The following is a 24593-nucleotide window of genomic DNA, read 5'->3' as shown; positions in this document are numbered from 1 at the left end:
AAACCCTCATCCGCAAAGCAGATGAGAGATTTCGATTATTTAAAGATTGAAGTTTTAAAGCTGTTTGTTTGTTGAAGAAGTTTTTTGTATAGTTTTTCTTTAAGCGCAACAGTATTGTCAAATTTAACAGATCCATTTTTAAGAGTAGCTTTATCTTTATCAACTGCTGCAGCAAATGCATTCTTCAATTCGTCATAACTACTGTAAGTAGTACCGTCGATTGTAACAGGGTTAAATCCTGCTTTCGCTTTATCCACAACTTCTTTAAAGTATTCTTTCTTCCAAGCTTCTAGAGAAGTAAATTTACCATCAGAAACTTTCTTAATGATGAAGTCATCACCTAGGGTAGCATGACCAGCCTGTTTAGATTCATTTTTCAGCATGTTAGAAGCGTAGTTTAAGAAGCCTTTTTCATATCCAAAGTAACCCCACATACGGAAGGTGTTATGCTTGAATGACATTGCTCCTGGAGCTCCTTCACTTGTATTACCACCATAGATACCAGCAGTGATAGGCACCGTTACATAGGCAGAGCCAAATCCAGTTGGGTCATAAGTACCATTACCAGGACCGTGTTTGGTCATGAAGTTCTTATCTACCAGATCGTTAACAGAAGTTAAGTTATATTCTTTTTCTTCTGCATTCAAATCACGAACCTCATCGTATTGGTTCTTCGTATTCGCTCCACGTAGTTTTTTATCCACTTTCTTGAACCAAGCGTTGTTTAGTTCTTTATTGTGTTTATCAAGAACAGCTTCTCCTTCAAGGTAGTCAAGAAGCATGAGCGTATCATTGAAACCTTTCATGTAATGATCGATTTCTTCACGAGATGTAAGGTCATTTGGATTTGTGTTGTACCATTGATTTCCATCGTTTGGACGTTCATAGGCCATATTCAATCCTAGTGCTTTAAAGTCTCCGTTTGGACTTGTTTCAGCAGGGGATTGTAGCATACCTTGCGCAAATGCTTCTAGGTCAGTTCCTTCACGGTGTCTAGAACCACCTAGGTAAACCATGCGGTCATTTACGTGAGTCGTTTCGTGAGTGAAGGCTGAGATACCAAAGTCACTAATCATATCCGTCACCATAAAGAAGACTGAATCATCTTTATATGGATTACCGTAGATACGAGCTACAGCTCCCATACGCCAGTCAGTTGCGTGGTAACGACCTGTTGGTCCGTACAATTCACGGATAGGCGCTACATCCTTACCGCTATTCGTATGTCCGTATTTATCTGTGCTGATTCCTTTATAGTTTTGGTTATCTAACACAGGAGTTGGAACCATGTTATTGCTCTTAAGCAGTTGATTACGAACTTTATCTAATGATAAGCGCGACCAGAAGTCTAGGTAATTTTGTTGACCTTTAGCGACTTTATTGATTTCAGCTTTGAATGCTTCGCGTTCTTCCGCAGTATTCTTACCGTATTTCTCAAATGAACTGTATGCCATAGTGTTATATGTTGAGATTAAGAACATATGCGCATCTTTCAAGTTAAGAAGTGGTAGAATCATCTTACCATGCATGTCATTGTTTAATCCCTCGTAGGCTCTGTGTTTCTTATCAGCAAATTCAGGAGTTGTTGTCTTCGGTTCAACGACATATACATTATCTTTAGTTGCTTTTATAAACCAATCGTTTAAATCTGTGTCACTTGTGAAGAGTTCCATATTGTATTTCAAGAACTCATGTAAATTACCTTTACCAGTAGCACCGGCAATCACTTCACGATAAGCATCGTGAGTGCGGTCACCCTTAATATAACTTTCTTTAGAGCCAATATTGATGATTCTATCTAAGACGCTAACGTTCTTACCGTAGAAGTCCGGTTTGAACAACATTAACTCTTTAATGTTAAAGTCATCGAATTTAACGCCGTAGTATCGGTTGAGGTAAGACAAACCAAGAAGAACTGCGGCCTTATTGTCATCGATTTTCTTAATCAAGGCACGTTTTGCAGCTTCATCAGTGTTAAGCTGGTGATCTTCATTTTCTACTAACTTCGTAACGAATTTATTAAGATTATCTTTAACATACTTGAAGCTTTCTTCTAGGTACAAGTCCTTAATTGCATTGACTTTGTTAGGACCAGTTCTACCCAAATGTTGGTAAATCGGGTCAGATTGCAATTCAACTGAACTTAATTTGCTTTCAATAGCACTGATTAAATCTGTACGATCTTTAACAACCATATTTGGTGTATAAACGACTTCACCCAATTCAGCCACGCTATATTCTTTCACTTGTTTCACTTTAGATTCTTTCGGTGAAATTGTAAAGATGTCTTTTGTCTTATCTGCGTAGTGAACCATAATATGGTCGGCATCTGTAAGGTCTGTGACAAAGTCATTGCCTTTCATAGCAGTTACAGACAATACTTCTTTAGTCATTAGTGGACTATCAGCAGCTAATTTATTTCCTTGATTTACAATCCATTCTTTGTTGTAGAACGGTTGAAGTTTTTCAACATTACGATAAGCAAGTTCACGGTCTGCATTGTAATCTTGAGTATCTTTGTAAGTGTCAGATTTTGGTTTAACATTATTTAATGTATCTGAAACAAGAGGATTGATAACATAATCATTAGCCGTAATTCCTAATGTTGCAATTTTCTGGTCAGCTTCATCTTGAGACACTTCTTTAATTCGGTTAGAAACAGAGAATTTAAATGAACGTTTACCTGTACTTACATCTTTCACGATAAAGTTACGTTCTAAAGCGTTATTTGAGAAGTATCCACCATCTTCGTCAATATCTTTAGATCCATAGAACACTTCACCATTTTCAACTTTCATCATAGACACAGAGTCTGCAACTTTACCCCATGCCCAGTTCTTACTAAGGAAACCACCTACTTCAACAGGTGTATTTACTTTAATAGTTCCTTTAGTAACAGCGTTACGAACAGAACCATATTTACCAATTCCGTTAGGATCGGAACCGTTATCGGATCTAGCAACAAATCCACCGATACGAGCTTTATTAGCAGCTATATCAGCTTCTACATATCCTTTATCAACATTACCTTTCCAGATTTCGCCAACCATGCCACCGAAATCCCAACCTCTATCACCTACACCAGTAAGTTTACCGATATAAGCAACATTAGTAAGTTGTCCGCCGTTATCTAATTTGTTAACAAGTCCGGCAATTCCATCTCTACCAGTGATGCTACCAGTTACTTTAATATTCTCAACAGTAGCATTCTTAACAGTTCTGGCAAGTGCAGAAATATTGTCAATCCAAGGCATATTAATATCGACATTAGCCAGATTAACATCTTTAACCGAACCACCTTCAATACCACCAAATAATTGACGTGTCATATTGTGGATTGAATAACGTTGTCCCTCAACACTTGATAACTTACCTTTAAATGTACCAGGAACATACTCTTTATTTGGAGTTGGTACATTAGCTGCATTTAGATCTGCACCAAGTTTGAACTCACCGCTAGGGTTAGCTTTCATATCTTTTACAAGCTCATTGAAGTTGTAGTAAACATTACCTTCTTTTGCTTTTTGTTTTTCAAAGTAATGAACATACTCTTCGCTAAGTGTGTTATCAGCATTACGTTGAACTAAGTCCGGTGCTTTGGCAGTGACTTTGTATAAAGTTTTTCCATCTTTTTCTACTTCTTCAATCTTGTCAACAGCAAGTCTTGTAACTTTGTTGTCGTGAGTTGTAACTCGTAGATAAAGCGGAGCAACATCAGCTGGTTTTTCTGTAAGCAAACTAGTATCTGTTTCATTACCGTCAGCGTCCACACTCATCAAGCTTGTTTCTTTGATGTTTTTGATTTCAACTTTTTTGAGGTCAATTCTTAGAGGTTCTTCATTTAGAACTACTTCCTCATCGCCTTCACCACGGTCATAAACCATCTTAGTTTCAATCTTATAATCTTTGTAGTATTGCAGATCTGTCAGGCTAGCTGTCAAGTTGTCAGGTGAAACATTTAAAGTTTTCACAATCTCATCACCTTTTTTCAGAGTTAAGGTGATAGATTTAATGGCCGCCTTGCTTGGATTTTCTAGACTGTATTTAACATCTGAAGTCCGTTTCAAATCCTTAGGTTCAACTGCAGTGATGGTCAATACTGGTTTTTCAAAGCTCTTAGTACCACGTTTCAAAATTCGGTCTTGAGGGGCCTCAATAACCTCTTCTGTAACTTTTGGAGCATCTTCTGTTTTAACTCCCTTAATGGTATTAAAGGTCTTAGTGATTTTTTTCTGACCTTCTTTACCTTCTTGAGCTACGACTTCTAAACCTTTTTTCAGTTGATTATCTTCTTCAATCTTTTCTTTGAATGGAATCTTTTCAAGGCTTTCCTCTACAAGAGTTCCTTCAATTGGTTTTGTACCACGGCTTACCTGTTGATTTACAGGCTCCTTGGTTACTTCCGTACTGGTTGAAAGAACTTGGTCAGTTTTGACACCTTCTACCGTTTTATAGGTTGTTTTTGTAACTTGACTTCCTTTTTCACCATTTCGTAGGACAGTTTCTTCGTCTGTATACTTAGTTGGATCCTCAGTAATTTCAGTTTTGTAGTCAATTTCTGTAGTTGATTCTTCAACAAGGGTTCCCTCAGTCACCTTATACTCAGGTAACTGATCTTGAACAAGTGCTTGACCTTCCTTGCCTTCCTCTTGAGTTCCTTTTACTTCTACTTGAGCTTCTGGTAGTTCAGGTTGCGTTAAAGATTGGCCTTCCTTACCTGACTCTTGAGTTCCTTTAGACTCTACTGTAGCCTCTGGAAGTTCTGGCTGTACTAAAGCTTGACCTTCCTTACCTACCTCTTGAGTTCCTTTAGACTCTACTATAGCTTCTGGTAGTTCCGGTTGCGTTAAGGATTGACCTTCTTTGCCTTCTTCTTGGGTGCCTTTTGCTTCTACTGGAGCTTCTGGCAATTCTGGCTGCGTTAAGGATTGGCCTGCCTTACCTTCTTCTTGAGTACCTTTCGCTTCTACTAGAGCTTCTGGCAATTCTGGCTGCGTTAAGGATTGGCCTGATTTACCTTCCTCTTGCGTACCTTTAGCTACTTGGTGAGTTGGGGCAGGTTGTGGTACTGGAGTTGGGGCAGGTTGCACCTCTTTCTTAGTTCCGACTGCAATGACCTGCGACACAGGATTTTGAACTACTTGGTCTTTGATGACTTCTCTAACTTCTTGACCGTTGACCATCGAAACTTTGGTTACAAGGCGACGCTGACCATTTACTCCGGCTGTGACGATACGAGTCTGTCCTTCTGCTAGATTCGCATCTGGACTTGTGACCGTTTCAAAAGGAATCTCCACCAAGCTCTCTTCCTGTCTAACCTGAGGATTCTCAGAAACTGGTTTTTCTTCAACAGCAGGGGCAACTGGAGTCTCTACCACAGTTTTTTCGATAACAGTTTCTGGAGCAAGAGCAGGTCTTTCTTGAACGACTTCTGTTTTCTCGATTTCTTTTGAACTTTGCTTTTCTACTGGCAACTGAGGCTGTTCAGTTGAAGTTGGTCTTAATGGATGGAGTTCTGCTTCCTTGAAGTAACCAATGTATTCATAACCATCAATGTGGATAATCCCTTCAGCCAAGCCTTCATGTGTAGAGGCTGAAATAGTTTGGTTATAAGAAAGCAATTCCTTATTTTCAAATGCAAATGTCCCATAAGGTACAAAGGTGCTGGCTCCTAAAGAACCAATCAAGAGAACACCTAAAACCTCTTTACGACCTTTTTTGGACACTAAAAAGACTGCTAGAGAAGCCGTTGCCAAGCCAAGACCTGCTAGGGCTAGTTCCTTACTTCCTGTGTATGGAAGTTGTTGACTGTTAGTTGCCTTCTTACGATAAACTACATAGAGAATATCATCATCTTGAAATTCTGTAGGAACCTCATGGTGAATCAGGGCTTTTTCAGACTCGGTCAATTCCTGCTCCGCCAAATAACGGTAATGAACGCTATGAGCACCGCCAACTTCATTGGCTTGAACCTTATCTACTGAAAGGGCACTGGCTCCAAAAAGGAAGGCTCCGATGGCTACAGGACCTACCCCAACAGTTAGCTTACGAATTGAATATTTTGTGATTTTTTCTAGTTGCTGTTTTGTTTTTCTCATTTTCACGACTTTCTAATAGAATCTTGTGGATAATGCGCACGCGCACCTCCAATTAATTTTGGACGACTAGCCAACGCCGTTACGTGGGCATGACCAATCTCTCTCAAAAGAGGACGAATCGGAACCTGAACATGCTTAACATGCATACCAATTGCTGTGTCTCCGATATCCAATCCAGCATGAGCCTTGATAAATTCAACCTCAACTGGATCTTGCATAAACTTGAAGGCTGCCAACTGACCCGAACCTCCTGCATGAAGAGTAGGAAGGACACTAACGATTTCCAGACCAAACTGCTCTGCCACCTGACGTTCAACGACGAGGGCCCGATTGACATGTTCACAGCCTTGAACGGCTAGATGAATTCCTTTTTCTACTAGAACATCTAGGATGGTCTTCACAATGATTTCACCAATTTCTTGGCTGGATTCCTTGCCAATCTGACCACCTATCACCTCACTAGAAGAAAGGCCCAAAACAAAGATTGATCCCTGCTTCAAATTGGCCTTTTCTAATACATCTTTTACAATCTGGCTTGTTTCTCTTTGAATGTCTTTTTCCTTCATACTTGATACCTCTTTTGTCATTATCTATCATATCGTTTTTTCTACGTTTTAGCAAGATAGACAACCTAGAAAGCTTGCCCAATTACGCATAAAACTCCCAGAATTGACTGGGAGTTAGCTAGTTTCTATTCTATTTATGTATATTTCAACCGTCGTCCCTTTTGAGGGGGCAGAATCGATTTTCATCTGGTAATCTTCTCCAAAATGAAGTTTGAGCCGTTGATCAACATTTTGAAGACCAACTCCCCCACGTTTGAGTTGACTTTGACTACTATCAGCAGCAGCTTGGAAGCCAACTCCATCATCCTCAATACAGATTACCAAGCCTGAATCCTCTTTCTGTACAGAAAGTTTAATATGGCCCTGACCTTCTTTCTCCTTGATGCCATGGTAAAGAGCATTCTCTACAAGGGGTTGTAGAACCAACTTGGGCAAGACTAGATGATCAAAGGCAGGATTTTCAGCAATCTCGTATTCCAGCTTATCCCTATAGCGTTGTTTCTGGATAAAGAGATACTGGCGAACATGATTGATCTCATCAGACAGGCAAATCAAATCTTTACCCTGATTGAGCGCTAAGCGGAAATAGGTAGCCAAGGACTTGGTCACCTGCACCACTCTCTGACTATCCTGAAATTCAGCCATCCAGATGATGGTATCCAAGGTATTATAGAGGAAATGGGGGTTAATCTGGCTCGACAGTGCTTGAAGTTGGTACTGACGGGTCGCTTCTTCCTGCCTGCGAATATCTGCCATGAGCTGATCAACTTGATCCAACATGGCATTGAACTGGCGAGTCACCTCTCTCAGTTCATGGGCACCAGTTTCCTTGGCACGAAGATTCTGATTACCAGAAGCAATCTCCAGCATGGTTTCTCTCAAGTCATTCATAGGAGCAATCCAGCGTTTAAGACTAAGCCACACCAAACAGAGACAGGCGAGAAGAGAGGTGAAACTGGCTCCAAGCAAGGTCCACATGAGCTGACTCCGAACTTGCTCTAACTTCTCCAACGAAGACACACCAAGCACCGTCCAATCAGTTCCAGCAATCTTTTCTTGACTGACATAGGATCGGTGATCTAGCGTATAGCCCTGCCCTGTCTCAATATAGGGTTTCATAGCCTCCATTTCGCTAGACGAACTATAAACTGTATGTTGAGGATGATAAACAAATTCATGGTTTTCATTGATGATAAAGGCAAAGCCCTGCTGCCCCAACTGAAGTTGATTTAGATAGGCTTCCAGAGTTTCATAAGAAATATCCAAACGAAGCACACCCAGATTGGCTCCCTTTACATCAACAAGTTCTTGAGTGACAGAAATGACCCACTGACTATCTGATTTACGAGCTGGAGTCAAAACTGGCTTAGACCCCTGATGAATAGCCTTTTGGTACCAATCCTCAGCCATCATATCAGAAGAAGTTTTCATCTGCACACTATCATCTGTAGAAATGACCTGACCAGATTTGGTCACCAGCACAACAGTTTTCAAGTCCTGATCTGCCTTTAAGATGGTCAAAAACAGATCTCGGATTTCCTTGACCTTTTCTTGACTGGGATTCTCAGCATAGGCTAGGACATCCGTCTGCTGGGTCAAACTAGTCGAGGTGGTTTCTAATTTTTTAATATAAGACTGGATAAAGTGACTAGTTTGGCTGATAGTCGTTTGGCTATTACCCTCAATAGTAGCCTCAATGGCTGATGAACTAGATTGATAGTAGAAAGTCCCAACCAGAGCTAGGAGAATGAGAAAGACCAGAAAGATGGAAATAACCATTCTGACTAGAAGAGAAGAACGCTTCATAGGCCTTCTCCCTTCTTAAACTGACGAGGTGTCACACCCGCAATCTGTTTAAAACGTTGGGTAAAGTAGTTCATATCTTCAAAACCAACCTTTTCTGCAATCTCATAAATCTTCAGATCTGTAGTTAAAAGCAAGAGCTTGGCTTGTTTGACACGTTCTCTCACCAAATAATCCTGAAAAGGTAGGCCCAACTCTTTCTTAATCAAAGAACTCAGATAAGTCGGACTAAAGCCCAAGTCACTGGCCAGAGACTTTAAACTAAATTGGCTGTCATCAAGATGAGACTGGATTTTCTGAGCCATATTTCCTTCAAACTTATCGGTCAGTAAATATTGTAACTGCTCTTCCTTTTCTTCCTTATTCAACTTTTGCTTGATTTTCCCCAACATTTCCTCGATATCCTGACGAGAAAAGGGCTTGAGCAGGTAGTCATCCACACCTAGTTTGACAGCAGACAAGGCATAATCAAAATCATCGTAGCCTGTCAAAAAAACTAGATGCACCTGAGGATAGGTTTCTCGGACCAGACTGGCCAACTGGATGCCATTTAGCTGAGGCATGTTGATATCGGTTAAAATGATATCCGGCACCTGCTTTTGTATCAATTCCCAAGCCTGCCTTCCATTTTCAGCCTGACCGATGATTTCCATATCGTAGGCTGCTACATTGACCAGCTTGGTCAAGCCTTGTCTTACCAGATATTCATCTTCTACGATTAAGATTGTATAGGTCATGCTTCTCTCCTTTGTCACTTACTAGTATCAGTATAGCAAAATTCTCCTCTAACTGCTTAGGAAAGACTTCTTATACTCAATGAAAATCAAAAAGAAAACTAGGAAGTTAGCCGCAGTTTGCTCAAAGCACTGCTTTGAGGTTGTAGATAGAGATACTGGGCAAAAAGGCTTTAAAATTAGAAAATTTGCTTTATTTTCTCCTCAAATTGAGTTTTTGCCCAGTCTCAACTCTACCCACGGTAAGGCGACGCTGACGTGGTTTTAATTTGATTTTCGAAGAGTATTAATCGACATAATCTAGTAAATAGGCATAGCCTTTTTCTGCCATTTGGTCTTTGGGAATAAAGCGGATAGAGAGACTATTGATACAGTAGCGCAAGCCCCCCTTGTCCTGTGGGCCGTCCGTAAAGACATGGCCAAGGTGAGAATCTCCAACTCGGCTTCTCACTTCCATGCGCGTCATATTGTAAGACTTGTCTTCTTTGTAGGTGGCAACATCTGGACTGATGGGTTGGGTAAAACTAGGCCAACCGCAACCAGACTCAAACTTATCCTTTGATGAAAAGAGGGGTTCGCCAGTTGCTACATCCACATAGATACCAGATTCAAATTTATCCCAGTAGCGGTTTGAAAAAGCGCGTTCTGTTTGATTTTTCTGGGTGACTGCATACTCCTCAGGTGACAAGGTCTTTTTCAATTCCTCATCACTTGGCTTAGGATATTTGCTGGCATCGATGACGGGATAAGCAGCCTGATTGACATTGATATGACAGTAGCCATTTGGATTTTTCTTGAGGTAGTCTTGGTGATAATCCTCAGCCACCACAAAATTCTTCAAGGGCTCCTTTTCAACTGCCAGAGGTTGGTCATATTTCTTAGTCACCTCATCAAAGACTTGATTGATCACTTCCAAATCCTTGTCATCTGTGTAATAAACACCGGTACGGTACTGGGTCCCCACATCATTTCCTTGTTTATTTTTGCTAGTTGGATTGATAATGCGGAAGTAATGAAGCAAGATTTCCTTGAGGGAAATTTGCTTGGCATCATAGGTGACATGGACAGTCTCCGCATGCCCTGTTTGATTGATCAATTCGTACTTGGTTGTTTCCCCTCTACCATTTGCATAGCCTGAAACGGCATCTGTCACTCCAGGCACGCGTGAGAAGTATTCCTCCACTCCCCAGAAACATCCCCCAGCTAGATAAATTTCGTGCAAGTCTGCATCTTTACTAATTTCTGTTTTTTTCACTGTTTTTCCTCCTTGGCTAACTGCCGCTTTCTCAATTTGAGAGCTATCTGTCTGCCCTGCATTTCGCATCAATAGAAAATAGAAACCGGTTATGGCTAGGAAAAAGATCCCTGCCAAGACAAACAATTTTACTTTATCATTCATGACCTTTCTCTACCCCATTTCTTTCAATTCTTTTAAAATCATATCCTTATCCATAAAACCTGGTTGTGTTTTGACCAGCTTGCCTTCCTTGTCTATAAAGGCTTGAGTTGGGTAAGAACGGACACCATAACTTTCCAAGAGTTTGCCTGATGGATCAATTAAAACTGGGAAATTTTTATAATCCAAGCCCTTGTACCAATTCTTAAATTCTGCTTCAGCTTGTTCCCCCTTGTGTCCAGGAGAGACCACCGTCAAAACTACATAGTCATCACCAGCTTCTTTAGCGATTTCGTCCGTATCTGGAAGGCTAGCTAGACAGATGGAACACCAAGAAGCCCAGAATTTGAGATAGACTTTCTTGCCCTTGTAATCAGACAAGCGATAGGTCTTGCCATCTACTCCTGTCAGTTCGAAATCAGCGACTGCCTGACCTTTAGTAGCAGTTTGTGAACTAACTTGTTCTGTTTTTGTTTGCTCCTTCATAGTAGACTCGTCTGACATGTTTTTAGCCGAACAGGCTGCCAAGCACCAGATTGAGCCTACTCCAAGGAGACATGTTTGCCATTTTTTCATTTCTTTTTCCTCTCTATTCAAATAATGTAGTCAAAATGGAAGCATTTCCCAAAAGCACCAAGATTCCCATCACAATAATGAGGAAACCACCCACTTTTTTGAGGGTTCCTAGATAAGGATGGAATTTTCGAAAATGTTTCAAAACATAGCTGGAGGCTAGAGCTAGAACCAAAAATGGTAGTGCCAAACCTAGCGTGTAAACCAACATGAGACCAGCCCCCTGCCAAACACCTGAACCACCCGAAGCCGCTAAAGCCAAAACAGAGCCAAGAACCGGACCCACACATGGCGTCCAAGCAAAACTGAAGGTCAATCCCAGTAAAAATGCCTGACTATAGCCGTTAGCGTTTTGCCCCTGTCTCTTTAATTGTAGCCTTCTTTCCTTGTAGAGTCCCTGAAAATGTAAGACTTCCATCTGGTGTAAACCCAAGAGAATGATAACTGCACCTGTCACATACTGAAACCAAGAAGCATAAAGCAAATTGCCTAAAAAACCAGCTCCATAGCCCAGTAAGATAAAGATAAAAGAAATCCCCGCTATAAAGGCCAGAGTTCGCAATAAACTAACAAGTGAGATTGAAAATTTTCCGCTAGAAGCCTGAGCACCATCTTTGTCATCCAACAAGATCCCTGCATAGACTGGTAACAAGGGTAAGATACAAGGAGAAAAGAAGGAAAGAATTCCAGCAAGAAAAACACTGATAAAAAATATTATATTATCCATTACCTTCCTCCATTCTTTGATTTGATAGGACTATTATAGCCCCAAAACTCCAGAAAAAACAGGGACAATGATAGGGAAAAATAGGAATTTAATTAGGTTATTTAGAAATCGGGCACATAAAAGAGTCTGGGACAATAGTCTCTTGTCTCCAAAAAAAGCAACGGATTGCCGTTGCTTTTTTGCATGGTTACGATAGTCTTGGTAAAATAGAATTGCTTAATAAACCATTTAGAAAGGCTATCCCATGCATATTCACTATAACACAAATCAAACAACTTTACCACTAGAAATCAGTTCTTTCTTGCCACAAGACCATCTCGTCTTTACTATTGAAAAAGTGGTAAATACCTTGGAAGATAGTCACTTCTACGCCTTCTATCATGCCTTTGGTCGCCCGTCTTATCACCCTAAAATGCTTGTATCTACTCTTCTATTTGCCTGTTCACAAGGGATTTTCTCTGGTCGAAAAATTGAAAAAATGATGATTGAAAATCTGGCTATGCAGTACCTAACAGGACAGTTGGTTGTCAGCTACCGCACCATCAATCGTTTTCGAGTCGCTGAAGGGATGGAAGAACTCATTCGCAATCTTTTCATCGACCTCAATCTTCGTTTAAAAATGGAAGAGTTAGTGACTTTAGATTGTCTGTTTATTGACGGGACTAAGATTGAAGCCAATGCCAACAAGTATAGTTTCGTGTGGAAAAAAGCAACAGACAAGTTTTCCGTCAAACTTCAAGAACAGATACAGGTCTATTTTCAAGAAGAAATCACTCCCCTTATCCATCAAGCTATCGAACTGGATACACAAGAGCCTATCTCCTCAGAGCAGTTGATTGAATTCTCTCAAGTTCTTGAAGAAGAATTGGAAAAACTGAGCCAGGACATTGAGGAGACACCTGTTAAAGGAAAGGACGAACGTAAAACCCAACGTCGTAAACTCAAGAAAGTCTTGCGTAAAGTCAAAGATGATTTTTCAGTACGTGCTGAAAAATATGAGAGTTATCAGGAGACATTTGAAGGTCGCAACAGCTTTTCCAAAACAGATACAGATGCCACTTTTATGCGGATGAAAGAAGATCATATGAAAAATGGCCAACTCAAGGCTGCTTATAATCTTCAGATCGCTACTGAAAACCAATTTGTTCTTCACTATGATGTCTTTTCAAATCCGACAGATACCAAGACTCTTCTACCATTCCTTGAAACCTATCCACATGACTTGAAGATAGTTGTCGCAGATGCTGGATATGGAAGTGAAGAGAACCTCCTTCGTTTAGATGAAAAGGGTGTGAACCATCTGATTAAATATGCCATGTTTGATAAGGAACAAAAGAGAGGGTATAAACAGTCAGCTAAAAACTTAGCGAATTGGCACTATAATGACAAGGAGGATAGCTACACACATCCTAATGGTTGGTGCTATCGTTTTCACCATATCAAATATCAGAAAACACAGACGGACTTTCAACAGGAAATCAAGGTTTACTACGCCGATGAACCTGAATCAGCTCCTCAAAAGGGACTGTATATTAATGAACGCTATCAGCACTTAAAAACTAAAGAATGCCAGACGCTTTTATCTCCCCAAGGTAGACAGATTTTCGCTCAACGCAAGATTGATGTGGAACCTGTCTTTGGGCAGATAAAGGCTTGTTTGGGTTACAAGAGATGTAATCTGAGAGGGAAGCGTCAAGTGAGAATTGACATGGGATTGGTACTTATGGCCAATAACCTCCTAAAATACAATAAGAGAACGACTCAAAATTAAAAAGCTAGAGTTCCGCAATTGGAAATCTCTAGCTTTTTGTGGTTGAGAACTATTTTGTCCCAGTCTCTTGATAGAAACTGAAAAGAAAATTCACTCCTCTTCCCTGCTTATCTGATAATAAATAAGGTCCGCAAGATAGCCTTTTCTCTCAACCCCATTTACAATGGTTTTTAGATAGGACATCCCAGCCTTTTCCATAACACGGCCTGAAGCTGGATTGAGACTAGCGTAGCGAGCTCTGACTTTTTGAAAGCCTGCTTGAGTAAAACAAAAATCTAACACAGCTTTCAAGGCCTCTGTCATCATACCTCGGCCCCAAAAATTTTTTCCTAAAATATACCCAATTTCACAACAAGAATCATTCTCATCCATTTCAACGATGCTAATATCTCCTATCACTTGCTCAGGGTTTTCTTTGAGACAAATAGCCCATTTGTAATAGTTGGGATTGATATAAGAAGCAACCCATTTTCGAATCGAGTTCCGAGTAACCTCGACATCAGGATGGGGATCCCAAGTAACATAGGTCAGGTTCTCAGCAGATGAAGCCCAATTTTGAAACATAGCTTCCGCATCACTCTCCACAAATCTTCTCAAAATCAAACGTTCTGTCTGTAATATTTGCGTACCGATTGCTTTCATGATGTCACCTCACTTTCTGATAAATGATTCTCTGTCCAATCGACATTGAAACTTGTTTTGCCTTCTAATCTCAAGGTTATAAGCTAAAAAGGTCCACCGGACCTTCTTCGCTTTCTCATTTCTAGGCTCAGGGTAAAAAGGTCCACTGGACCTTTTTACTCCCAAAAGTCATCAAATACGGTGATTGGTAGGTGGCGTTTGTGTTGGCCTTTGTACCACCAGTTTTCAATGGTCGCTTGAGCTTCTGGGCTGATTGTTTTGCCTTCGAGGTAGTCATCAATTTCATTGTAAGTGACTCCGAGGGCTACTTCATCAGCTAGGCCTGGTTTCTCTTCTTCTAGGTCTGCTGTTGGGATTTTTTCATAAAGGGCTGGGTCTGCACCTAGTTCCTTCAATAATTGTTTTCCTTGACGTTTATTGAGTCGGAACAGTGGTAAAATATCTGCACCACCGTCACCAAACTTGGTAAAGAAACCTGTGATATTTTCCGCAGCATGGTCTGTTCCAATGACCGCTCCTCTATGGGAACCAGCAAGGGCATACTGAGCAATCATACGGCAACGTGCCTTGATATTTCCCTTGTTGAAGTCTGAAACAGGGCTTCCTGTCGCTTCAACTGCAGCTGTCATGGCATCAGCTGATTCCTTGATATTCACCACTAAACTGATATCTGGCTGGATAAATGCTAGGGCTTTTTGAGCATCTGCTTCATCAGCTTGCACTCCATAAGGCAGGCGGACAGCGATAAATTTGTAGCTGTCATCTCCCGTTTCTGCTCGCAATTCTTCCATAGCCAATTGAGCCAATCGTCCTGCTAAGGTTGAGTCTTGCCCTCCAGAAATCCCTAGTACAAAGGTTTTTAGGAAGGGATGTTTCTTCAAATATCTTTTTAAAAAATCAATGGAACGACGGATTTCTTCCTGGGCATCAATCACCGGTTTGACACCCAGCTCTTGGATAATCGTTTCTTGCAAACTCATTCTTCTTCTCCTTCACCAAGGGCTTCCTTACGCATTTTGTCAATCAAGTCCATCTTATCTTGCCATACATCACGCGCCAAATCCACTGGATAATGCTGCGGATTGAGCACGCGCTTGTACTCATCCCAAAGCTTGTCAAATTCCTTACGGGCATAAGCCTGAATCTCAGTCAAGCTAGGCAGGTTGTAAATCAATTTTCCGTCTTTGAAGATATCCACCAAGAGAGGCACGGCATCAAAATTACGAACAGTCTTCTTGATGTAGGTATAAGTCGGATGGAACATCTTGATTTCTGTCATGCTGGCAACATCTACGCCATCATAAGTGATATAATCGCCTTCTGACTTGCCTTTTTCACGACTGGTAATACGCCACACCTGCTTCTTACCTGGCGTAGACACTTTTTCAGCATTATTTGACAGCTTAATAGTATTGCGCATGTTCCCATTTTCATCTTCGATTGCAACAATCTTGTAAACTGCCCCAAGAGCTGGCTGGTCATAAGCTGTAATCAGCTTGGTTCCCACACCCCAGACATCAATCTTGGCCTTTTGCATCTTGAGGTTGAGGATGGTATTTTCATCTAGATCATTTGAAGCATAAATCTTAGCCTCTGTAAATCCAGCTTCGTCCAATTGCTGACGGACTTTCTTAGAAATGTAGGCAATATCCCCTGAGTCAATCCGCACACCCATAAAGTTAATCTGATCACCTAGCTCACGCGCCACCTGAATGGCAGCTGGTACCCCAATGCGAAGGGTGTCATAGGTATCCACAAGAAAGACACAATTTTTGTGGGTCGCAGCATAAGCCTTGAAAGCTTCATAGTCATTTCCATAAACCTGAACCAAGGCATGGGCGTGAGTTCCTAAAACAGGAATGTCAAAGAGTTTACCAGCACGCACATTACTAGTTCCATTAGCGCCACCAATCACCGCTGCGCGTGTTCCCCAGATGGCCGCATCCATTTCTTGCGCACGACGTGTTCCAAACTCCATCAAAGGTTCATCTTCGATGACCGAACGAATACGAGCTGCCTTAGTAGCCACCAAGGTCTGGTAATTAACGATGTTCAAAAGAGCCGTTTCGACCAACTGACATTGAGCTAGAGGGCCTTCCACCTGCACAATCGGTTCATTAGCAAATACCAAGTCCCCTTCTTGGGCAGAACGAACGGTCAACTCCAACTTGAAATTGCGAAGGTAGTCCAAGAATGCCCCATGATAGCCCAGCGACTCCAAATAGGCAATATCGCTATCTGAAAAACGCAAGTCTTCAAGATAATTCACAATTCTTTCCAAACCTGCAAAAACTGCATAGCCATTTTTAAAAGGCTGTTGGCGGAAATAAACCTCAAAGACCGCCTTTTTATTGTGAATCCCTTGGTCAAAGTAAACCTGCATCATGTTAATCTGGTACAAGTCCGTGTGCAATGTTAAACTATCATCTGGATACATACTTTTCCTACTTCCTTAGCTAGAAACTCATGAAAATTTTCAAGAACTTTCATGTATTCCAATAAATTAGTACTATTATATCACATTTTAGCTGGATTGAGAAAAGAGTAACAAGCTATTCTCCACTCTCCAGTTCCTCCATATCTTGTTCAAACTTTTTCTGAGCCCATTCGCCATAGCTCAATGCAATATATAAATGTCATTTTGTAAAATTTTATTAACAAAAAACTCTCTACCACAAAATAGAGAGTGTTAAGTTTAAATATAGGATTTCAAAATATCGACGACATCACTTCTTTTCTTAACCTTATAGACCTTGATTACCAATTTCTCAGCTGCGATTGCATTGTCCTCCATATCGTCTAGAAAGACACAATTTGTAGGATTTAATTGGTATTTATCGAGAATCCCCTTCATACTTATGTCAAGAACCCATCTTTGCCTTATGCTTTCATATTCTACTTACAAATCCTTTTGGTAATAAAATCTTTGCCCTGTGTAGGGATACTCTTGCAAAGCAAAGACGTCCTTGTAGCCATACCTTTTATAAAAATCTGGAGCTTGAAACTGGTAAGTATTAACAAAAGCAAAACGACAGTTTCGATTCTTAGCTTCACTTTCAGCCTGCTGCAATAGTTTTGAACCGATTCCTTGCCCTCTCAATTCCTCTGTTACAAACAAATACTCGATTTCTAGCCAATTTCCAAAAGTCTCTGCTATCAAACCTGCCAGGAGATTGCCCTTTTCATCTTCGACATAAAGATTAAGTGGCTCACTTTCAGCTTCTTCTCTTTTTGAACGATTATAAGCACGAATCAGATTCCCTATTTCTTGCGCTTTCTGAGACTCCTTGTTTTCCAATCTAAAGTACATCTAAACCTCCTCAAACACTGTTACAGCTTGATTATAATCTTATTTCAATAGACTGTCAAACTAGCAAAAACTCACCAACCTGAGTTGATGAGTCCTTAATCTATTTAAACATCTTACAATATACGTTTTTCTGATTTTAAAAGACTTTTTTCCTATTGTTTTTTGAAACATTTTATCTTAAACAATACAAAATACAGATTTTAATCAACCCTATATGATAGATAAAATAGATTTCTTTTTATTCCCCAAAGACTCCTACTCTCACTGTACGATGTAATTTCTGAGTCTCTAATAGATGAATTGTTTGAATGACAGATTGATAAGTAGCATTTGCTTGAATAGAAGCAAGACTCTTTTGCATAACTTCTTGACTATATTCGACCTTATCACGGTGTTTCTCTTCCGCCAATAAGTTTGCTGCCTCTTTAAAATTATCGGCTCTATAAGTCTCTAAATAACTATAAAGTAAATAAAGATCATTCATATTAAAGTAAGTTTCTGGAATTTCTCTTTTATATGCCAAAAACTGTTCATCTTTCATCAACTCAATACCTTTTTGGCGATAAGCATTAGAAGCATCATTATTCGCAGCATTTGTAAATTCTTTTTTTGCAATGTGCTTATACACAGCTTTTACAATCAGAACAAGTGGGGAAAACAGAAGTTGGAAAACCACATAACCAAGCACACCTCCAATAATATATTCGGTTAATGATAGTACAGTTCCTTGAATAATTCCTAACAAGAAGCAAAATGCTATAAAACCTAATACACTTAAATTATATACTTTTTTAAGCTTCCCATAGTTCCCCATAATACCACTATATGCTTTATTTTGTTCTGCTGAAATAGCTTTATTCAAGTCAGATACAGCTTTCAAAACTTGGAAACTATATCCAAACATTTCAATCAATTGTTCTCTACTATATTTGTTCATAATTCAAATTTCCTATCTTTAATCACCCTTAATTTAGTTTTTCCTCTTAACAAATAATCCTGCTAAACCAATCATTGCTAATAATCCGTAGCCAACTGTAACAATTGAATTTGCTACCCTAGAATTTTCTCCTGTATTTGGTAAAGCATATTGTTCTGCTGGCTTATTCGCTGGTTTATCCGCTGGTTTATCTGCTGGCTTATTCGCTGGCTTGTCCGCTGGCTTGTCCGCTGGTTTATCTGCTGGCTTATCCGCTGGCTTATTCGCTAGCTTATCCGCTGGTTTATCTGCTGGTTTATCCGCTGGCTTGTCCGCTGGTTTATCCGCTGGCTTGTCCGCTGGTTTATCCGCTGGCTTGTCCGCTGGTTTATCCGCTGGCTTGTCCGCTGGTTTATCCGCTGGCTTATCTGCCGGCTTGTCCGCTGGCTTATCAATGATAGCACTTGGATCTAATTCTGGTAATTCATCAACAGTTGGGGCATCTTTTGGTGTTGCGCCAATACCATCCGGATTTTGTTTTGTAGTCAAATCACTTGGAATGTCTGCTGTGATATCCAATTCTGGCAATTCATCTACGGTTGGAGCTACTTTTGGTGTCGCACCGATACCGTCAGGATTTTGTTTTGTAGTCAAATCACTTGGAATGTCTGCTGTGATATCCAATTCTGGCAATTCATCTACTGTTGGGGCTACTTTCGGTGTTGCTGAAATGACACGGTTACCATCAGTATATACATTTAGCATCTTATCGATTGAAAAGATATCTGATTTGTATTTGTGGTCAGCTTGTGCTTGTGTCAAACGAGCTTTGGCATCCGCTAAGTCTTGCTCTGCAACTGTGATGCGTTGTTCCACGTTTGTTCTATCTGCTTCTGCCTGTTTTAAACTTGCACGCAATTGTGGCAATTGTGCGTGGACACGCATAGCATCATCACGTTTACTTGTTGCTGCGTCAATTTCACTTTGAATTGTGTTGATACGTGCAGTTACATCATTTACACGAGCTGTTGCTTTATCCAACTCTTTTTGTTTTTGGATAACAGCATTTGCCTTATCTTGAGCTATCGCTGTAAGTGTGGCTAAATCAGATTTTGCTTGATTTAGAGCTGTTGTTGCATTCGTGCGAGCTGTAGCAATATCATTCAATTGGTTGTTTAAAGCATCTAACTCTTGAGTCAAATCAGCTTTCTTCGCAACTAATACGTCACGTTCGCGTTCTTGTGTCGCTTTTTGAGCTTTCAATGCATCTAACTCTGCTTGCATTTTTGGTCGGTCATCGATGATTTGACGTTTAACAAACACATAATGTGTGTCCGCAATAAACTTCATCTTTTTACCATGGAATGTTGGGTTCATTGGGTCATCTTGTTTGAAGTTATTGTTATGATTCCAGTAATCCTTCTCATCCTGGCTTTGGTTTAGGGAATAGAACGCTTGGTTGTCTTCGTCCCATCCATAGGTTGAACCTTTGTGCGCACTAGCATTGAATGAACCGAAATAAGTTGTTTTATCTTTGCCGTCAATGGTTGAAATGGCAAGGCCCATTTTACCACCTGTTGGTGTTAATAAGTTCTTGCGGTGTCCGTAGTTTAAACCTCTAACATTATTGTAGTCACTATACCAACCTAATAGCATTTCATAGGCTAAGGTTTCATTCGTTACAATATGGTCAAATGTTAAATATTCACCATCACGACCAATGATTTGTTCTGATGCTCCGCCGAAAATGTTTTCAACGTTCTGGTCTGGTTGCACCCCTTTGATATAGCCCGGTTTGTCTGTCAAACTTGTACGGTGTGACAATACGCCTGTTTTCTGCATTTCATCAGCACGTTTTTGCGCGTATGCAAGGTACTCATCGTCAACTACCATATCACCCTTCAAATTGTTATTAACACGTAGTTGATTAAGCAATTTGACAAAGGCGTCTGAAATACCTTTGTTATCTACCTTGTAACGGTATGTTGGGCGTTCTTTGTATTTACGAGTTGTCCAATCATATGGCGCTTTCTTATAGGCTGCTAGAGCTTCTGCAAAGTCAATCATGTCTTTAGTTGCATCAATTTCTTTGATATCGACGCCTTGGAAGTTGACCGGTTCCATTTGGTTGTTACGGAAGAACCCATGGTTATACTCATAATCATTAAGATTATCATGAGCTGTGTGATTACGTTCATCAGGGTTTAAATCTGTTGAGATAACTTTAACTTTGTAGCTATCGATTTCACCTTGTTTCGCAGCAATTTTAGCGTCTGTAGCTGTGATTTGCGCACCTTTTGCATTCAAATCGTTATCCACGTTTGAAATTTTGTCATTGGTGCTTGCAATATTTTTACGCACATTTGCGTCTGTGATTGCGTCAAGGTCGGCTTGTTTGTTATCTACATCCGTTTTCTTAGCATCACGGGCATTGTCAGCTTCTGTTTTTGCTGCGTTTGCGTCGTCTAGTGCTGTATGTGCATCACGTTCACCATCTTTAGCGGTATTCAAATCGTTTGTTGCGTTTGTCTTGTCAGCTGTTTTGCTAGCGATAATATCGTTTTGAGCATTGATAATTTTGTTTGCGTTATTAGCAGTATCAATGTCTTTATTGATGGAATCAATTTTGCCATCAGCTTTTACTTTATCATCTTTTGCTTGGTCGACTGTGCCTTGTTTTGCGTTGACATCAGCTTGCGCAGTGTCAACGTTAGCTTTTGCTGTATTTACATCTTGTTCAGTAACATGAACAGGGGTCGTCTTCACCGTAGGCTTGGGTTTACCAGAATCAACCTCTTCTGCATGGGCAGTTGCATTTACAGCACCAGCCCCAACAAGAATAGTTGTCAAACCAGCACCTAACAAAATATCTTTTTTCTTCATAATTTTGTCTCCTTTTTATTTTTTTGTATATTATACTGTAATTAAGTCTCATTTTGGAACTTTCTACTGAAAACAGTATAATTTTATTACTTATCTTGAGTTTGAAACAAAAATCTACTAAAAATAGTAGATTTTTTCAAAAATATAAAAATTTAAGTTATAATGTAATAAACTGAGACTAAGGAGACTATCATGGAATTCAAACACTATGGAGAAATTATCCACAAAATCCGTCAAGATCGTAATATGACCCTCAAAGAGGCTGCTGGAGATGTCATTACTCCCAATAACCTCAGTCGCTTTGAAAAAGGATTATCTTCTATCAAAGTCGATACTTTTTTTGAAATTTTGAGTAGATTTAATTTAGATGGAGACGACTTTAATGAAGTTCTTCATATTCAAGATGAGAATGCCCAAAGAGCAAAGCAAATTATAAATGCATTAATTAAAAATGATAGAATAAAAGCTAGACAAATACTAGGAAAGAAAAGTGACTGGGGAAATATCATAGACTATTACACACTAAAATTAGCTATTTTACAAACTCAAGGAAAGAAAATAGATGAATTGGCTCCTGATGAAGTAGAAGCTATTCATTACTTGGTCGACTATATATTTAGTATTGATACTCTTTATATTCGTGATTTTACTGTTATTGAAATTCTTTTGGGACATAAGGTTCAATGTTTTGAGTTAAAATTCCTTGAATACCTCGAAAAGATAATTCTTAAAGGATTGGAAGAAACTAAGTATGTAACTTATGATTTTCCTTACAGATATGCTATTACTGGAATGTTTTTAGTTAGAACATATTCTCGCTATGGCTATTATGATAAAGCTGAAAAACTCATCTATAAGTTGAAGATAAATATATCTGAAAAATTCTCTCTTGAGTATTCAATATATCCCCTAATTTATTTAAACATATTCGAAGTTTTCAATCTACTACGACAAAATAATCCTAAGGCGATTGAACTAGCTAATACTGTTCTTCACTACATTGATGCCCAAAACAACCTCTTCCCACTAGCAAAGATGTTTGAAGAAAAGAACACATTCGTCAAAGAAGTTCAACGACTAAATAAAACTGGCATTCCATTCCCTACGGAAGATGAAGAATAACTATCAACACCAGTTTAGAGCAACATGTTTATAACTTCAAAAGCACCAAAGTCACTTTAGACTCTGGTGCTTTTTTGACTTGATTTTAAAGAAAAAAACTCACCAAGCTTAGTTGATGAGTTCTTAATCTATTTTCTAAATTTCCACTGGCTGTATATACCGAAACCGATAATCCAGATAGCTGAACCGATTGCTCCGACAAATGTAGACTCTTGTAAAAAGAGGGTCACAAAGACAAAGGCAAAGAAGAGCATAGTTAAAGGATTTAGGAAACGATAATGTGGCATGAGATAGCCATCTGCCATAAAGTCTGGTGACTTGCGGTATTTAAGGTGAGCCACCATAATCAAGATATAAATGGCAATATAAACACCTGATGATGATGCTGTAATCAAGGCAAAGGCATCCGAAACACCTGGCAAGACATTAATAAAGGCTGCTAGGGCAATCAAGATTGCTGAAGCGATGATGGCATTTTGTGGCACATTGTGACGAGAAAGAGTATCTGCCTTAATCGCCTTTAAGAATGGGTTTGGCGAATCATGAGCAATCTGGTACAAATGACGCCCTGTTGAGTAGAGGGTTGAGTTGAGAGCAGATGCTGCTGACGTCAAAACAACGAAGTTAATCAAGGCTGCTGCCCACTTGATACCTGCCAATTCAAATACTGTTACAAAAGGAGAATCAGCCGATGCAAGTTCACGCCACGGAATGATAGCCATGATGGCTAAGAGGGCACCACCGTAGAAAAAGGCTATACGCAAAGGAATTTCCTTAACGGCTTTTGGCAAGACCTGACGTGGATTTTTTGTTTCTGAAGTTGTGACCCCGATAAACTCAATCATAAGGTAGGCAAAGAAAACCATCTGGAAGGCCATGACAAAGTTAACTCCACCATTTGGGAAGAGGGAGAAATTGTCGGCGATATTAGCCAAACTTGCTACTCCATGTGGTGTCTTAAAGCCTGTCAAGACCATAAAGACTCCCGTGGCAATCATAGCTAAAATAGCCACAATCTTGACCATAGCAAACCAAAACTCAACTTCCCCAAAGAGCTTAACTGCAATCAGATTGACCAAGGCTAGAATGGTCAAAAATCCAATCTCAATCATCCAACTTGGCCAGCTAGGGAACCAAAACTGAACGTAGTGAGAGATAGCTGTGATTTCCGCCATACCGATAAAGACAACGGATAGCCAGTAAGACCAAACTGAGAAATAACCCCAGCCCTTACCCAAATGACGCGTGATAAAGTTGATAAAGGTATGTTGCTCAGGATCTTGATAAAGCATTTCCCCAACCGCACGCATCATGAGGAACATAAAGGCTCCAGTAATCATATAAATCAGTACAATGGAAGGACCTGTTAGGCTGATAGAGCGACCTGCTCCCAAAAAGAGTCCTGTTCCAATTGTTCCCGCAATGGCCATAACCTGCACGTGACGATTGGTCAGACCACGCTCCATCTTATTTTTTTTCTTCTTTGAACTCATATCGTCTCCAATTCAATTTAAAATGGAAAAAGGAGTGAGTGAAGCGCACAGCCTCCCCACTCCTTTTTTGTTTTTAGGCTGTTTTTTCAACCTTTAAGATTTTTACATCATAGCTACCAACAGGTGTTTCAATGGTTGCTGTATCACCTGTTTTCTTGCCAATCAAAGCTTGTCCAATTGGGCTTTCATTCGACACTTTACCTGCAAAGGCATCCGCACCGGCTGAACCTACGATAATATAAACTTCTTCCTCATCCTCACCAATTTCTTGGATAGTGACTGTTTTACCAATCGCTACTTCGTCTTGAGCAACTGAGTCACTATTGACGATTTCAGCATAACGGATTTTTGTTTCCAAGCTAGAGATTTGTCCTTCAACAAAGGCTTGTTCATCCTTAGCCGCCTCGTATTCACTGTTTTCAGAAAGGTCACCGTATGAACGAGCAATCTTAATGCGTTCTACCACTTCTGGTCGGCGAACCAATTTCAATTCTTCTAATTCTTTTTCAAGTTTTTCCTTTTCCGCAAGGGTCATAGGATATGTTTTTTCTGCCATTTT

19 protein-coding genes are annotated in these 24593 nt (G+C 40.0%); 3 read left to right on the top strand and 16 right to left on the bottom strand.

Annotation, left to right across the window (positions count from 1 at the left end):
* Positions 1-35: 35 nt before the first annotated feature.
* The 4 genes from QM865_RS01840 to QM865_RS01825 all read right to left on the bottom strand — a co-directional run bounded on the left by QM865_RS01840 (position 36) and on the right by QM865_RS01825 (position 9204).
* The gene (locus QM865_RS01840) at positions 36-6098 is read right to left on the bottom strand and encodes a ZmpA/ZmpB/ZmpC family metallo-endopeptidase (protein ID WP_414305881.1); all 6063 of its coding nucleotides are present in this window, start codon (positions 6096-6098) and stop codon (positions 36-38) included.
* Positions 6099-6100: 2 nt separating this feature from the next.
* The gene (locus QM865_RS01835) at positions 6101-6664 is read right to left on the bottom strand and encodes a TIGR01440 family protein (protein ID WP_414305880.1); all 564 of its coding nucleotides are present in this window, start codon (positions 6662-6664) and stop codon (positions 6101-6103) included.
* Positions 6665-6778: 114 nt separating this feature from the next.
* Entirely contained in the window at positions 6779-8470 is a 1692-nt protein-coding gene (locus tag QM865_RS01830; protein ID WP_414305879.1) for a cache domain-containing sensor histidine kinase, read from the bottom strand.
* The gene (locus QM865_RS01825) at positions 8467-9204 is read right to left on the bottom strand and encodes a response regulator (RefSeq protein WP_414305878.1); all 738 of its coding nucleotides are present in this window, start codon (positions 9202-9204) and stop codon (positions 8467-8469) included. The genes QM865_RS01830 and QM865_RS01825 overlap by 4 nt, the downstream gene beginning before the upstream one ends.
* Before the next feature lie 79 nt (positions 9205-9283).
* On the opposite strand from QM865_RS01825, the gene QM865_RS01820 reads away from it, so the two are divergent.
* A complete protein-coding gene (locus tag QM865_RS01820) occupies positions 9284-9469 on the top strand; it encodes a hypothetical protein (protein ID WP_020900631.1) in 186 nt (61 codons plus the stop codon).
* 18 nt (positions 9470-9487) lie between these two features.
* Here the strand turns inward: QM865_RS01820 and msrB are convergent, their stop codons facing one another.
* From msrB to ccdA2, 3 genes are read right to left on the bottom strand one after another with little or no spacing between them, the layout of a single operon-like run.
* Positions 9488-10600 (bottom strand): peptide-methionine (R)-S-oxide reductase MsrB, encoded by a 1113-nt coding sequence (msrB, locus tag QM865_RS01815; protein ID WP_261443148.1) that lies wholly within the window; start codon positions 10598-10600, stop codon positions 9488-9490.
* A gap of 9 nt (positions 10601-10609) precedes the next feature.
* Positions 10610-11173, bottom strand: a complete 564-nt coding sequence (locus QM865_RS01810) for a redoxin family protein (RefSeq protein WP_261443149.1) — start codon at positions 11171-11173, stop codon at positions 10610-10612.
* A gap of 13 nt (positions 11174-11186) precedes the next feature.
* On the bottom strand, positions 11187-11897 hold the full coding sequence (gene ccdA2, locus QM865_RS01805) for a thiol-disulfide oxidoreductase-associated membrane protein CcdA2 (protein WP_414305877.1): 711 nt from the start codon (positions 11895-11897) through the stop codon (positions 11187-11189).
* A gap of 244 nt (positions 11898-12141) precedes the next feature.
* On the opposite strand from ccdA2, the gene QM865_RS01800 reads away from it, so the two are divergent.
* Positions 12142-13668, top strand: a complete 1527-nt coding sequence (locus QM865_RS01800) for an IS1182 family transposase (protein ID WP_414305876.1) — start codon at positions 12142-12144, stop codon at positions 13666-13668.
* 90 nt (positions 13669-13758) lie between these two features.
* Here the strand turns inward: QM865_RS01800 and QM865_RS01795 are convergent, their stop codons facing one another.
* The 7 genes from QM865_RS01795 to QM865_RS01765 all read right to left on the bottom strand — a co-directional run bounded on the left by QM865_RS01795 (position 13759) and on the right by QM865_RS01765 (position 21419).
* Positions 13759-14310, bottom strand: coding sequence for a GNAT family N-acetyltransferase (locus QM865_RS01795; RefSeq protein WP_414305875.1), 552 nt, complete (start codon positions 14308-14310; stop codon positions 13759-13761).
* Positions 14311-14465: 155 nt separating this feature from the next.
* Complete coding sequence (gene nadE, locus QM865_RS01790; RefSeq protein WP_414305874.1) at positions 14466-15290, bottom strand: ammonia-dependent NAD(+) synthetase; 825 nt, start codon at positions 15288-15290, stop codon at positions 14466-14468.
* Positions 15287-16747, bottom strand: coding sequence for a nicotinate phosphoribosyltransferase (locus QM865_RS01785; protein WP_261066590.1), 1461 nt, complete (start codon positions 16745-16747; stop codon positions 15287-15289). The genes nadE and QM865_RS01785 overlap by 4 nt, the downstream gene beginning before the upstream one ends.
* Positions 16748-17005: 258 nt before the next feature.
* Positions 17006-17164: a hypothetical protein gene (locus QM865_RS01780; protein WP_414305873.1), complete on the bottom strand. Its 159-nt coding sequence runs from the start codon at positions 17162-17164 to the stop codon at positions 17006-17008.
* A gap of 45 nt (positions 17165-17209) precedes the next feature.
* Positions 17210-17620 carry a GNAT family N-acetyltransferase gene (locus QM865_RS01775; protein ID WP_020900622.1) on the bottom strand — a complete coding sequence of 137 codons (411 nt, stop codon included), beginning with the start codon at positions 17618-17620 and terminating at the stop codon, positions 17210-17212.
* Positions 17621-17858: 238 nt separating this feature from the next.
* Positions 17859-18557 (bottom strand): hypothetical protein, encoded by a 699-nt coding sequence (locus QM865_RS01770; RefSeq protein ID WP_414305872.1) that lies wholly within the window; start codon positions 18555-18557, stop codon positions 17859-17861.
* A gap of 33 nt (positions 18558-18590) precedes the next feature.
* Positions 18591-21419, bottom strand: coding sequence for a CAP domain-containing protein (locus QM865_RS01765; RefSeq protein WP_414305871.1), 2829 nt, complete (start codon positions 21417-21419; stop codon positions 18591-18593).
* Between the two features lie 192 nt (positions 21420-21611).
* On the opposite strand from QM865_RS01765, the gene QM865_RS01760 reads away from it, so the two are divergent.
* Entirely contained in the window at positions 21612-22541 is a 930-nt protein-coding gene (locus tag QM865_RS01760; protein WP_369606835.1) for a helix-turn-helix domain-containing protein, read from the top strand.
* 128 nt (positions 22542-22669) lie between these two features.
* Here QM865_RS01760 and QM865_RS01755 read toward each other — a convergent pair whose 3' ends face one another.
* Complete coding sequence (locus tag QM865_RS01755) at positions 22670-24034, bottom strand: amino acid permease (RefSeq protein WP_070479450.1); 1365 nt, start codon at positions 24032-24034, stop codon at positions 22670-22672.
* Positions 24035-24107: 73 nt separating this feature from the next.
* A complete protein-coding gene (gene greA, locus QM865_RS01750; protein ID WP_000818750.1) occupies positions 24108-24590 on the bottom strand; it encodes a transcription elongation factor GreA in 483 nt (160 codons plus the stop codon).
* Between the last annotated feature and the right edge of the window lie 3 nt (positions 24591-24593).

It is taken from the genome of Streptococcus mitis, assembly GCF_047462815.1.
In the GTDB taxonomy this organism is placed as follows: domain Bacteria; phylum Bacillota; class Bacilli; order Lactobacillales; family Streptococcaceae; genus Streptococcus; species Streptococcus mitis_DO.
This window is presented reverse-complemented; position numbering and strand designations above follow the sequence as displayed.